Origin of the sequence: Streptomyces sp. NPDC058691, from assembly GCF_042714775.1 — a bacterium.
Lineage (GTDB): Bacteria > Actinomycetota > Actinomycetes > Streptomycetales > Streptomycetaceae > Actinacidiphila.
Genome location: NZ_JBHXSO010000032.1, coordinates 92814 through 105189 on the forward strand (window position 1 = coordinate 92814; position 12376 = coordinate 105189).

Below are 12376 nucleotides of genomic sequence, written 5' to 3' on the forward strand. Positions count from 1 at the left end.
ACATGCTCATCACCATCACCGAGGTCGAGCTCTCGCTGACACGACTCGACCTCGTCCACGAGTTCGAGACGAGCTCGCACCGCAAGTCGCACCTCGACCACATCCTGATCCGGGCCACCGCGTCGGACGGCACCGTGGGCTGGGGCGAGTGCGCCTCGCCCAGCGACCCGTACTACTGCGGCGAGTCCACCTGGAGCTGCTGGCACCTCCTGAGCGAATACCTCGTCCCCCTGCTGCTGGGCAAGCCCTGGGAGACACCGCAGGACGCGGCACGCCACACCGCCGTCGTCTCCGGGAACAACTTCGCCCGCGCCGGCCTGGAGATGGCCTGCTGGGACCTGTACGGCAAGTCCCGCGGCACGCCGCTGGCCGATCTGCTCGGCGGGACGGCCGACCGGGTCGCCGCCGGAGTGAGCCTGGGCATCGAACCGACCGTCGACGAGCTGCTGGAGCAGGTGTCCCGCCACGTCGGCGACGGATACCGGCGGGTCAAGCTCAAGATCCGGCCGGGCTGGGACATCGAGCCGGTCAGGGCCGTGCGCGCCGCCTTCCCCGGCGTCGCCCTGCAGGTGGACGCCAACACCGGCTACACCCCCGGCCAGTCGGAGCTGCTGACCGCGCTGGACGGCTTCGGCCTGCTGATGATCGAGCAGCCGTACGCGGAGGACGACCTGCTCTCCCACGCGGAACTGGCCGCCCGCCTCGACACCCCGGTCTGTCTGGACGAGAGCATCACCTCGGTTCCGGTGCTCAGGACCGCGCTGCGGCTCGGGGCCGCGGACATCGTGAACATCAAGGTCTCCCGGCTGGGCGGGCTGTACCCGGCCAAGTCCGTGCACGACGTGTGCGCCGAGGCCGGGGTCCCGGTCTGGTGCGGCGGCATGCACGAGTTCGGGATCGGCCGCGCCGCGAACCTGGCGCTGGCCGCGCTGCCGGGATTCACGCTGCCGTCCGACGTGTCCGGTTCCGACAAGTACTACCGGAGGGACGTCGTGTCGCCACCGATCCGGGCCGTCGACGGCACGGTCGAGGTGCCCCGCGCGGAACCCGGGATCGGGGTCACCGTCGAGGAGCACGTCGTGGCCGAGCACACCCTGCGCACCTGGACCGGATCGGTGGACCGTACCAGTACGACCGAGGGGAGCCGCGTGTGAAGGTCCTCATCTCCGCTGACATGGAAGGCGTCACCGGCGTCACCTTCCCCGACGACGTCCGGCCGGGCCACGCCCGCTGGGAGTACCACCGGCGGTTCCTCACCGCCGACGTCAACGCCGCGGTCGCGGGCTTCGCCGCGGCCGGGGCCACCGAGATCCTCGTCAACGAGGCCCACTCCGACCAGCGCAACCTGCTGCTCGACCAACTGGACGAACGGGCCACGCTGCTGATCGGCAGCCACAAGCCGCTCGGCATGATGGAGGGCATCGACCGCTCTCCCGACGCGGTGGCCCTCGTCGGCTACCACACGGGCGCCGGACAGCCCGGTGTGCTGGCCCACACCTATCTGCCGAACACCATCACCGAGGTGCGCATCGACGGCCGACCCGCGTCGGAGGGACGGATGAACGCCCTGCTCGCCGACGAATACGGGGTGCCCGTCGCCCTCGTGACCGGCGACGACCTGTGCTGCCTGGACTCCGAGGACTGGGCCCCGCACGCCGCCCGCGCCGTGGTGAAGACCTGTGTCGACCGCTACTCGGCGATCTGCCTGCCGCCCGTCCACAGCGCTGCCCGGATCACCGAGGCAGCCCGCGAGGGACTGCGGGCGCTGCCTGAGCCCGTGGGCCCCAAGGCACCGCCGACGGGCGGCCACACCTACGAGGTGGCCTTCGACGCCGCCCACCTCGCACCGGCCGCGAGCTGGATCCCCGGGGTCGAGCAGACCGACCCGCTGACCGTGCGCTTCACCCTGCCCACCATGTACGAGGCGATCCGCTGTTTCCGGGCGGTGACCCGGGTGGCCACATCCGCGATGGAGAGCTGTTATGGCTGAGCCGATGGACGAACTGCTCGCCCGGGCCGTCCTGCTGAGGGAGCAGGCGATGCGCCGCCTGGAGACCCTGGTGAACGCCGAGAGCCCGTCCGGCGACGCCGGGCGCATCGACGTCGTCAACAGGGAACTGGAGGCCGCCTACACCGCCGTCGGCGCCCGGGCCGAGCGTGTTCCCGGCGCGGACGGCGACCACCTGGTGTGCCACTGGCCCGGCGGCCCGGAGCGGAGCGGCGCGGAGCATGCCGGCTCCGGCGACGGCCACATCCTGATGATCGGCCACTCCGACACCGTGTTCCCCGCGGGAACCACGGCCGAGCGGCCGTTCCGGCTGGAGCCCGACGGCGACACCGTCACCGGCCCGGGGGTGTTCGACATGAAGGGGTCCCTGGTCGAGGTCGAACTGGCGATGCGCCTGCTGGCCGACACCGGCTCCAGGCCCTTCCGGCCGGTCCGGCTGGTCGTCGTCAACGACGAGGAGATCGGCAGCCCCGACGGCCGCCGTCTGGTGGCCGAGCACGCCGAGGGGGCCGTCGCCGTCCTCGGCCTCGAAGCGCCGCTGCCCGGTGGCGCGTTGAAGACCGGACGGCGCGGCGTGGCCCGGATCAGGATCGACGTGGAGGGCGTCAGCGTCCACGCGGGCCTCGACGCCGCCCTCGGCGTCTCGGCCATCGACGAGCTGGTCGACCAGCTGACCGCCCTGCGCGCGGCGGTCCCCGCCCCGCCCGCCGCCGAACTCAATGTGGGCACTGTCCAGGGCGGCACCCGGGCCAACGTGGTGTCCGGCCACGCCCGGGCGGAACTGGGTCTGCGCTTCGCCGACCAGGAGGCGGAGACCGCCGCCCTGGCCGCGGTGGAGTCGCTCGTCCCGATCCGCGCCGGCGCGCGGATCAGCACCACGCGGCTGTCCCACCGGCCCGCCTGGGCCGACGACCCGGCCAACCCGCTCGCCGCCGAACTGATCCGGCTGGCCGGGGCCCTCGGGCTGGAGCCGGGCACCGGCACCTCCGGCGGCGCCGGGGACACCAACCACACCGGAGCGGCCGGAATCCCCACGGCGGACGGGCTCGGCCCCGAGGGCGGCGGTGCGCACAGTGTGACCGAACACGCCTCGGTGCGCTCCCTGCTGCACCGGGCGGCACTGCTGGCCGCCTACCTCGGCGGGCACGCCGCCGCGGCGGCAGACAAGGAGAACTCGTGAGCAGCGAAGCCGGATACGTCCGCCCCCGGGCCCTGCGCGCCGGTGACCGCGTCGCGGTCATCGCCGCCAGCGGCCCGCCGAACCAGGAGCGGCTGGACCGCGGAGTGCGGGCCCTGCTCGATCTGGGCCTGCGGCCCGACGTCCTGGCCTCGGCACGGGCCTCCGGCGAGTACCTGGCCGGGGACGACGACCTGCGGGCGGCCGACCTCACCACCGCGCTCGGCGATCCGGCCTACGCCGCCGTGCTGTGCGCCTGCGGCGGCTACGGCGCCCAGCGCACCCTGGAACGGGTCGACTGGGACAAGATCGGGACCCCGTCCCCCCGGGTCCTGGTGGGCTACTCCGACGTGACGTCCCTGCTGGAGGCGGTCGCCGTCAAGCTGGGCTGGGCCTCGCTGTTCGGGCCCATGGTCGCGGGCCGGGACTTCCACCAGGGCCAGTACGCCTTCGACACCCTCGCCCGCCTGCTGACCGCCCCCGAGTCGGTCCGCGAACTCGTCTTCCCCGGCGCGAGGACGCTGGTGCCGGGCGTCGCGGAGGGCACCACCCTGGGCGGCACCGCAAGCATGCTGGCCAGTTCGCTGGGCAGTGACACCTCGCTGCCCGCCCGGGGCGGCATCCTCTTCCTCGAGGACGTGGACGAGGAGCCGTACCGGCTCGACCGCATCCTCACCCAACTGCGCCGTTCCGGGTATCTGGAGGGTGTGGCCGGCATCCTCTGCGGCACCTGGACGGGCTGCGGCGAGCCGGAGCGGGTCGAGCGGCTGCTCCGCGACCGGCTCGGCGACCTCGGCGTCCCGGTGCTCGCGGGGGCCGACATCGGCCACGGCGTGCCGATGCAGACCTTCCCCGTCGGCGTACGGGCGCAACTCGACGCCACAGCGGGAGTGCTGCGGTTCCGGGAGCCCGTGCTGTCGGTGTCCTGAGCCCGGAGCCCGGCTGCTCGCACGCACAAGGAAGGTCCTTCGCCGGGTACCCGGCGGACCGGCCGCCGGACGTGGCGGTGGAGCACATGTGACGTGGGCCGCACTGGCCCCGCCTTAACTTGAATCTCCGTTGCGCATTATCTAGCCTCCAAGGTATGCGCCTCACGAAGTCCACCGACCTCGCGCTCCGCGCGGTGATGGCCCTCGCCGTCAACGACCAGCCGTCCACCGCGCGGGACGTCGCCGACGCGGTACGGGTGCCGTACTCGCACCTGGCCAAGGTCGTGGCCCGGCTGCAGCACCTCGGGGTCGTCGAGACCCGGCGGGGCCGCGGCGGGGGCCTCGCCCTCACCGCCGCCGGGCGCACGGCCTCGGTCGGCGCCCTGGTCCGGGAGCTGGAGGGGTCCGGGGACGTGGTGGACTGCGAGGGGGAGGTGCCGTGCCCGCTCGCCGGCGCCTGCCGGCTGCGCGGGGCGCTGCGTCGCGCCCAGGAGGCCTTCTATGCCTCCCTGGACCCGCTCACGGTCGAGGACCTGACGGCCGCGCCGACCGGACCCGTCCTGGTGGGCCTGGTCGGACGGGGGCCGTCGCGCCCCGCCGGCTGAGGTGATCCGTTCCACCCCCTGCCGGGGGCGGGTTCCGTACGTCCTTTAATGCGAATCTCACATGCCTATTAAGGAGCCGTCCATGCTCAGCGAGAAGTCCGCCGCGACCGTCCGCGCCACCCTGCCCGCCGTCGGCGCGGCGATCTCCGAGATCTCCGAGCGCTTCTACCACCGGCTCTTCGCCGCCCACCCCGAACTGCTGCGCGACCTGTTCAACCGCGGCAACCAGGCGGACGGCACCCAGCGGCAGGCGCTCGCGGCGGCCATCGCCCACTTCGCGACCGCCCTCGTCGAGCACCCCGGACAGCGCCCGGACGCCATGCTGGCCCGCATCGCGCACAAGCACGCCTCCCTGGGCATCAGCCCCGGCCAGTACGAGGTCGTCCACACACATCTGTTCGCCGCCATCGCCGAAGTCCTGGGCGACGCCGTCACCGAGGAGGTCGGCGCGGCCTGGGACGAGGTGTACTGGCTCATGGCGAACGCCCTCATCGCCATCGAGCAGCGCCTGTACGCCGAGCGGGGCGTACTCCTCGGCGACACCTGGCGCCCGTGGGAGGTCGTCGAACGCGTCCGTGAGACCGAGGACGTCGTCACCTTCCGGCTGCGCCCCGCCGACGGCCGCCCCCTGCCCGACTTCGGCCCCGGCCAGTACGTGTCCGTGCGGGTCGAACTCCCCGACGGCGCCCGCCAGATCCGCCAGTACAGCCTCTCCGGCGCCCCGGGCGAGCCCACCCGCCAGTTCAGCGTCAAGCGGGTGCGCGGCGACGCCGGCGATCCGGCGGGCGAGGTCTCCGGGCACCTCCACGACCACGTGGCCGAGGGCGCGCGGGTCGAACTGTCCGCCCCCTACGGCGATGTCGTCCTGCGCGAAGAGGGCGCGCCGCTGCTGCTGGCGTCCGCCGGCATCGGCTGCACCCCCATGCTCGCGATGCTCCACCGGCTGGCCGGCTCCGGCTACGAGGCCCCCGTCGCGGTCGTCCACGGCGACCGCTCGCCGGCCGACCACGCACTGGCCGCCGACCACCGCGCCCTGACCGGGAAACTGCCCCGTGGCAGCGCCCACTTCTGGTACCAGGACCCTCAGGGGGCCGCGTACGGCGACCGGAGCGGACGGGTGGACCTCAGCGACGTCCCGCTGCCCGACGGTCTCCAGGCGTACCTCTGCGGCCCGCTGCCGTTCCTGCGCGCCGTCCGCACCCAGCTGCTGGAGCGCGGGGTGCCCGCCTCGGCCGTGCACTACGAGGTCTTCGGCCCCGATCTGTGGCTGGGCCGCGACTGACCGGCCACACTGGTCGGATGACAGCAGCGGAGAAGGCCGGTGGCAAGGCGGTCAAGCGCAGCGCGGGAATCCTGCTCTACCGCGGCACCCCGGGCCCGGCGCCCGAAGTGCTGCTGGGCCACATGGGCGGCCCCTTCTGGGCGTCGAAGGACGCCGGCGGATGGACCATCCCCAAGGGCGAGTACGAGCCGGACGAGACCGCCGAGGCCGCCGCCCGGCGCGAGTTCCTGGAGGAGCTGGGCCTGCCGGTCCCGGACGGCGCGCTGCTGCCACTGGGCGAGAACACCCAGTCCAACGGCAAGATCGTCACCATCTGGGCCCTGGAGGGCGACCTCGACACCGCACTCGTCGTACCCGGCACCTTCACCATGGAGTGGCCCAGGGGCTCGGGGAACGTCCGTGAGTTCCCAGAGGTCGACCGCGCCGCGTGGTTCCCCCTCGACGCGGCCGGCGACAAGATCCTCCCGGCCCAGCTCACCTTCCTCGACCGCCTCGGCCGGCTGCTCGACGGCGACGGGGTAGCCCCCTATGGGTCCCCGGGCAGGCCGCCGTTGCCGCGCGGGGACGAGGCGTAGATCGACTCGATCTGCTCCGCGTACTCGCGCAGGATCGCGTCCCGGCGCAGCTTCAAGGACGGCGTCAGCAGCCCGTTGGCCACGGAGAACTCCTGGGGCAGCACGCGGAACGCGCGGATGGACTCGGCACGCGAGACGACGGCGTTGGCGACCGACACCGCGCGCTGGAGTTGGGCCCGCAGGTCGCGCTCGGACATGGCCGACCCGAACTGCACGGTCTCCGGGTCGAGCGTGATCAGCGCGGCGATGAAGGGGCGGTTGTCGCCAATGACGACGCACTGCGAGACGAACGGGTGCGCCCGCAGCCGCTCCTCCAGCACCAGCGGGGCGACGCTCTTGCCGCTGCTGGTGATGATGATGTCCTTCTTGCGCCCGGTGATCGTGAGATAGCCGTCCGGGTCGAGCCGTCCCACGTCGCCGGTGGCCATCCAGCCGCCGTGCCGCCAGACGGCCTGGTTGGCCGCTGGGTTGGCGTGGTACCCGGCGAAGATCGTGCTCCCGCGCACCAGGACCTCCCCGTCCGGCGCGATACGCACGGCGCAGCCCGGCAGAGCCCGGCCCACCGTGCCGAAACGCACCCTGCCCCGCGGCTGGGCGGTGACGGCCGCCGTCGTCTCGGTCAGCCCGTAGCCGTCGTAGATGGTCAGCCCCGCGCCGGCGAACAGCAGTGCCAGGTCGCGGCTGAGCGGCGAGCCGCCGGAGACGGTGTAGTGCACCCGGCCGCCCAGCGCGCCGCGGATACGGCCGTAGACCATGCGCTCGAAGGCCGAATGCGCCGCCCGCAGCAGCGGACCGGGACCGGGACCGCCCTCCACGGCATGGCGCTCCACGGCCTCGGCCCAGCGCACGGCGACGTCGGCGGCCCGGTCGAACACCTGGGCCTTGCCGGCCTGCTCGGCGGCCCGGCGGGCACCTTGGAGGACCTTCTCGAAGATGTACGGGACGGCCAGGACGATCGTCGGCCGGAAGGTCGCCAGGGCCGGCAGCAGCGCGCCGGGGGACAGGTCCGGCTGGTGTCCCAGCAGCACGCCGCCGCGCAGCGCGCAGACCGCGATCATCAGGCCGTAGATGTGCGACATGGGCAGGAAGGCCAGGACCGACGGCCGTTGCCCGGGCGGCGCGAACAGCGAGCCGTAGCCGGCCAGCAGGGTGTCGCACTCCGCGGCCAGGTTGGCGTGCGTGATCAGGCAGCCCTTGGGCGGCCCGGTGGTGCCCGAGGTGTAGGCCACGACCGCGACCGACTGCGGCTCCACCTCCCAGCGCCGCTGCTCCACCAGCACCGCGGGAACCCCTTCGCCGTGCTCCCCCAGCCACCGCACACAGCCCGCGTCGAGCTGCCAGATCCGGCGCAGCGCGGGCAGGGTGTCGCAGACGGCGCCCACCGTCATGGCGTGGTCCTCGTGCTCCACCACGATCGCCACGGCCCCGGAGTCGGCGAGGATCCAGCGGACCTGCTCGGCCGAGGACGTCGGGTAGACCGGCACGACGCGTGCGCCCACCGACCAGAGGGCATAGGCGAACAACGTCCACTCGTACCGGGTCCTGGCCATCACCGCGACCGGGTCGCCGAAGCCGATCCCCTCGGCGACCAGCCCCTTCGCGAGTTCGACCACCTCGTCGCGGAAGCCGGCCGCGGACACCTCGTGCCAGACCTCGCCGCCCGGTTCGTCGCGGCGGGCGAGGGCGGGCGTGCCGGGCCGCTTCCAGGCCGCCTCGTACACCGATTCCGCGAGTCCCCCCGACTGCAGCGGCTCCGCCAGGGGCGGAAGGCCGAATTCGCGCAAGGTGCCCCCTTCCCCGGGCCAGTGCCACGCCGCACCGGGATCCGGCGTGGACGGAAGATATCCGGCCAATGGGCCACCTGCCTAGAGGTGGGGCGGAAGCGGCGGTCCCGGTGCGAACGGGAACCTCCGGTGCGCCGGGCTTCCGGCGGCGCGGGGGCGGTGCCCCGGACGCCCCGGCGCACCGACGCCGTCTCAGGCGGGCAGCCCGGCCAGCCAGTCGGTCAGGATCCGGTTCACCTCGTCCGGCCGTTCCTGCTGGACCCAGTGACCGCAGTCGTCGAGGAAGCGGGAGGCGACCAGGCCCGGCAGGGTGCCGGGGAAGGCATCGATGGCGTCGGCCATCCACGCGACGGAGGCGTCCAGGGCGCCGGCGACGAACAGCGACGGCTGGACGAGGGGGGCGCCGTCGTAGGGGGCGAGGTCCGCCCAGTCGCGGTCCATGTTCCGGTAGCGGTTCAGCGCCCCGGTCATGCCGGTCCGCTCGAACTCCCCGGCGCAGACGTCGAGGCCGTCCTCGCCGAGCCACGCGGGAGGCGGGCCGGCGGGGAAGCGGTCGCGCAGGGTGCCGCCCTTGCCGACGAAGTACGGGCTCGCGGCGCCCGGCGGCGGCATGTTGCCCGCGGACAGAGCCGCGTAGAAGCCCGCCAGCCAGCCCCGTACGTCGGGTTCGATCTCGGCCTCCGCGCGGTCCGCCCGCTGGAAGTAGGAGACGTAGAACTCCTCCTCCCCGCCCATCCGCGCGAAGACCTCACCGGGCCGCGGTCCGCCGCGCGGCGCGTAGGGGACCCCGAGCATCCCCACCGCGCGGAAGACATCCGGTTCGGTCAGGGCGGAGTTGGCGGCGATGGCCGACCCCCAGTCGTGGCCGACCACGACGGCCGTCTCCTCGCCCGAAGCGCGTACCACCGCGACGTTGTCGGCCACCAGGTCGAGCATCCGGTAGGCCTCCACGGCGTCCGGCCGTGAGGACCGACCGTAGCCGCGGACGTCGACGGCGACCGCGCGGTACCCGGCCGCCGCGAGCGCCGGCAACTGGTGGCGCCAGGAGTACCAGCCCTCCGGGAAACCGTGCACGAGCAGCACCAGCGGCCCTTCGCCCTGCTCCACCACGTGGATGCGGCCCGCCGGCGACGAAACCATCCGATGCCTTGCCTGACTGCCCTGTTGCGTCACAAATCCTCCACAACCGCCGATACGTCATGACGTGGAACGGCGTCCACCGGCCGTTCCGCGCCCACTGCCGATCCTGCGCGGGGTCCCCTGCGGCAGGCCAGTCTTCTTGCCGTTCCGGCAAGCCGGCCCGCGGTGACCGGGGGGAGCGCGGGCGCGGGGGGTGGCCGCCGCTCGGCAGGTGGCCCGGCGTATCCTGTGAAGTCGCCCTTGACCTGCAATAACGCGGGCAGGGAGCCGAGTCCGGGAGTGTCACGATGCTGCGCACCATGTTCAAGTCCAAGATCCACCGTGCCACGGTGACCGAGGCCGACCTCGACTATGTCGGATCCGTCACCATTGACGCCGAGTTGATGGAGGCCGCCGACCTTCTCCCCGGTGAGCTGGTCCACATCGTCGACGTCACCAACGGTGCCCGGCTGGAGACCTACGTCATCGAGGGGCGGCGCGGTTCCGGGGTCATCGGCATCAATGGCGCGGCGGCCCATCTGGTGCACCCCGGCGACCTCGTGATCCTCATCAGCTACGCGCAGGTTGACGATGCCGAAGCCCGTGACCTGCGCCCGAAGGTGGTCCATGTCGACGCCGCCAACGGCATCGTGGCCCTCGGCGACGAACTCGCGGAACCCGTGCCGGGAAGCGGCACCATGGCGAGCCCGCAGGTGGCGTATGGGGCCTGAGGGGGTCCTGTGAAGGCTGTGCTATTGTCCGCTCAACTTCGAGGTATCCGTCCTGGTACAGCCCGTGACCACGGGCGGTACACCAGTGGGGGGGCGCGGCCGGCGGCCGTACCCGCACAACACTGCCTCGGGCCTGACGTACCAGCAGTTCTCCGTGCCCCGGTGGATCAGCTGGGCGGACACGGAACCCTCGTGCCCGGGCCCGGACACCACTGTCCGCGTGAGTGGATGGCGGGGCACCGTTATGTTCGGCCCGAAAGGAACTGAGTCCATGCACGCTGGCGGAGCTGCCAGACTGCGCACCGCGATATTCGTGGTCCTCACTCTCACCGCGTCGACCGCCGCCACCGGCTGCGGCGGCAACTCGGGGAGCGACGGGGGCCCCGTCAAGGTGGGCATCGCGCTTCCCACCACGAAGCAGACGCGGTGGATCGACGACGGCAACAACATGGTCAAGCTGTTCAAGGACAAGGGGTTCGCCCCGGACCTCCAGTTCGCCGAAGACGACGTTGACAAGCAGATCGCCCAGGTTCAGAAGATGATCGACGACGGCGACAAGGTCCTGGTCATCGGCGCGGTCGACGCCTTCGGGCTGGGTGAGGTGCTCCAGCAGGCGCACCGGGCGGGCGTCAAGGTCATCTCGTATGACCGGCTCCTGCTCGGCACCAGCAACGTCGACTACTACGCGAGCTTCAACAACAAGAAGGTCGGCCAGCTGCAGGCGCAGTACATCATCAACAAGCTCGGCCTCGAGCAGAACCCGGACCGCCATTTCAATCTGGAGGTCTTCGCCGGCGACAGCGACGACAACAACGCGACGGCCTTCTTCAGCGGCGCGATGGACACCTTCAGCGACTCGAAGCACAATTACTTCAAGAGGAAGCAGCTGGTGATCCCGAGCGGCCTCAACCGGAACAGCCAGGTTTCCACGCTCAGGTGGGACGCCGAGATCGCCGGCGATACGATGACCACCAGGCTGAAGAAGTACTACGCGTCGTCCAGGGTCGATGCTGTCCTCGCCCCCAACGACGGCATCGCGCGCGGGGTCATCAAGGCTCTGAAGGAGGCCGGGTACGGGACGGCCGACAAGCCGATGCCGGTCATCACCGGCCAGGACGCCGAGGTCGACTCCGTGAAGGAGATCATCAACGGCGAGCAGTCGATGACCGTCTACAAGGACACCCGCAAGCTCGCGGAGCGCGCCGTGGACATGGCCGAGGCGGTCCTCAAGGGCGAGAAGCCGGAGATCAACGACACCACCACCTATGACAACGGCAACAAGGTCGTGCCCGCGTATCTGATCACCCCGGTCAGCGTCGACAAGTCCAACTACAAGAAGGCGCTCATCGACAGCGGCTACATCAAGGCCTCCGCCTTGAAGTGACCCACGACGAGGGGCCGGTCGGAACACAACGTTCCGACCGGCCCTCGTTGTTTCTGTCGTGGGGAAAGTGTCAGAAGATCACGTTGAGCAGACCGAAGTTGGAGAAGCCGCGGCCGTAGCCGAAGCCACCGCCGTAGCCGCCACCGTGGCCGCCGAACTTGTGGCCCTTGCCGCCGTGGTTGCCGCCGAAGCCACGGCCGCCGTGGCCGCCCTCGCCGAAGCCACCGCCGAAGCCGCGGCCGCCCTCGCCGAAGCCGAAGCCGCCGAGCCCGAAGCCACGGCCCAGGCCGAAGCCGCCGAGCCCGAAGCCACGACCGAGGCCGAACCCGCCGAAGCCGAAGCCACGGCCCAGGCCGTAGCCGCCGAAGCCGAAGCCACGGCCGAAGCCGTTGCCAAAGCCATAGTCGTCAATACGGATCACGCTGTACCCGAAGCCGTTGTTCCTGCCGTGCCCACCACCCTTGCCGCCGAAGCCGCCACGGCCGCCTTCACCGAAGCCGCCGAAGTTGCCGCTGCCGATGTTCCCGCGGCCGAAGTTGCCGCTGCCGATGTTCCCGCGGCCGAAGTTGCCGGCGCCGAGGTTGCCGCCGCCGAAGTTGCCGGCGCCGATGTTCCCGCCGCCGAAGCCGCCACGGCCGCCTTCACCGAAGCCGCCGCCGCCGAAGCCGCCGCCGCCGAAGCCGCCGCCGCCGAAGCCGCCCTCGCCGCCGCCACCGAAGCCGCCACCGTTGCCGCCGCCGAAGCCTCCGCCACCGTTGCCGCCGCCGAAGCCTCCGCCACCG

The 12376-nt window shown here is 72.2% G+C and carries 12 protein-coding genes; 9 read left to right on the plus strand and 3 right to left on the minus strand.

The genetic code is table 11. The annotated features are described in order from the left end of the window. The first annotated feature begins 2 nt into the window (after positions 1-2). The 7 genes from menC (at position 3) to ACFWVC_RS23040 (ending at position 6576) form a co-directional block, all read left to right on the plus strand. Entirely contained in the window at positions 3-1154 is a 1152-nt protein-coding gene (gene menC, locus ACFWVC_RS23010) for an o-succinylbenzoate synthase (protein WP_384289025.1), read from the plus strand. Beyond that, complete coding sequence (locus tag ACFWVC_RS23015; RefSeq protein WP_384289029.1) at positions 1151-1990, plus strand: M55 family metallopeptidase; 840 nt, start codon at positions 1151-1153, stop codon at positions 1988-1990. The genes menC and ACFWVC_RS23015 overlap by 4 nt, the downstream gene beginning before the upstream one ends. Beyond that, complete coding sequence (locus ACFWVC_RS23020) at positions 1983-3188, plus strand: M20/M25/M40 family metallo-hydrolase (protein WP_384289031.1); 1206 nt, start codon at positions 1983-1985, stop codon at positions 3186-3188. Before ACFWVC_RS23015 ends, ACFWVC_RS23020 begins: the two co-directional genes overlap by 8 nt. Further along, positions 3185-4114, plus strand: a complete 930-nt coding sequence (locus tag ACFWVC_RS23025; RefSeq protein ID WP_384289033.1) for an LD-carboxypeptidase — start codon at positions 3185-3187, stop codon at positions 4112-4114. The genes ACFWVC_RS23020 and ACFWVC_RS23025 overlap by 4 nt, the downstream gene beginning before the upstream one ends. 155 nt (positions 4115-4269) lie before the next feature. Then, entirely contained in the window at positions 4270-4719 is a 450-nt protein-coding gene (locus tag ACFWVC_RS23030) for an RrF2 family transcriptional regulator (protein WP_384289036.1), read from the plus strand. Between the two features lie 82 nt (positions 4720-4801). After that, a complete protein-coding gene (locus ACFWVC_RS23035) occupies positions 4802-6001 on the plus strand; it encodes a globin domain-containing protein (protein WP_384289038.1) in 1200 nt (399 codons plus the stop codon). Positions 6002-6018: 17 nt separating this feature from the next. Then, positions 6019-6576, plus strand: a complete 558-nt coding sequence (locus ACFWVC_RS23040) for an NUDIX domain-containing protein (RefSeq protein ID WP_384289042.1) — start codon at positions 6019-6021, stop codon at positions 6574-6576. On the opposite strand, the gene ACFWVC_RS23045 is transcribed toward ACFWVC_RS23040, so the two are convergent. Together ACFWVC_RS23045 and ACFWVC_RS23050 are read right to left on the minus strand one after the other, a co-directional pair. Beyond that, on the minus strand, positions 6528-8360 hold the full coding sequence (locus ACFWVC_RS23045; protein ID WP_384289046.1) for an AMP-dependent synthetase/ligase: 1833 nt from the start codon (positions 8358-8360) through the stop codon (positions 6528-6530). The two genes, ACFWVC_RS23040 and ACFWVC_RS23045, sit on opposite strands and share 49 nt — an antisense overlap. A 192-nt stretch (positions 8361-8552) precedes the next feature. Next, complete coding sequence (locus ACFWVC_RS23050; protein WP_384289051.1) at positions 8553-9500, minus strand: alpha/beta fold hydrolase; 948 nt, start codon at positions 9498-9500, stop codon at positions 8553-8555. Between the two features lie 287 nt (positions 9501-9787). Between ACFWVC_RS23050 and panD the strand changes: the two genes are divergently transcribed. Both panD and ACFWVC_RS23060 read left to right on the plus strand, forming a co-directional pair. Continuing rightward, on the plus strand, positions 9788-10210 hold the full coding sequence (gene panD, locus ACFWVC_RS23055; RefSeq protein WP_384289056.1) for an aspartate 1-decarboxylase: 423 nt from the start codon (positions 9788-9790) through the stop codon (positions 10208-10210). A 271-nt stretch (positions 10211-10481) separates the two neighbouring features. Further along, positions 10482-11594: a substrate-binding domain-containing protein gene (locus ACFWVC_RS23060; protein ID WP_384289060.1), complete on the plus strand. Its 1113-nt coding sequence runs from the start codon at positions 10482-10484 to the stop codon at positions 11592-11594. 70 nt (positions 11595-11664) lie between these two features. Here the strand turns inward: ACFWVC_RS23060 and ACFWVC_RS23065 are convergent. Next, positions 11665-12376: hypothetical protein (locus tag ACFWVC_RS23065; RefSeq protein WP_384289063.1), on the minus strand; the 712-nt coding region annotated here is incomplete at its 5' end.

Excerpts from the sequence above, each read along its gene's own strand:
- menC (WP_384289025.1), top strand. The coding sequence starts at position 3 with ATGCTCATCACCATCACCGAGGTCGAGCTCTCGCTGACACGACTCGAC.
- ACFWVC_RS23020 (WP_384289031.1), top strand. The coding sequence starts at position 1,983 with ATGGCTGAGCCGATGGACGAACTGCTCGCCCGGGCCGTCCTGCTGAGG.
- ACFWVC_RS23030 (WP_384289036.1), top strand. The coding sequence starts at position 4,270 with ATGCGCCTCACGAAGTCCACCGACCTCGCGCTCCGCGCGGTGATGGCC.
- ACFWVC_RS23035 (WP_384289038.1), top strand. The coding sequence starts at position 4,802 with ATGCTCAGCGAGAAGTCCGCCGCGACCGTCCGCGCCACCCTGCCCGCC.
- ACFWVC_RS23040 (WP_384289042.1), top strand. The coding sequence starts at position 6,019 with ATGACAGCAGCGGAGAAGGCCGGTGGCAAGGCGGTCAAGCGCAGCGCG.
- ACFWVC_RS23050 (WP_384289051.1), bottom strand. The coding sequence starts at position 9,500 with ATGGTTTCGTCGCCGGCGGGCCGCATCCACGTGGTGGAGCAGGGCGAA.
- panD (WP_384289056.1), top strand. The coding sequence starts at position 9,788 with ATGCTGCGCACCATGTTCAAGTCCAAGATCCACCGTGCCACGGTGACC.
- ACFWVC_RS23060 (WP_384289060.1), top strand. The coding sequence starts at position 10,482 with ATGCACGCTGGCGGAGCTGCCAGACTGCGCACCGCGATATTCGTGGTC.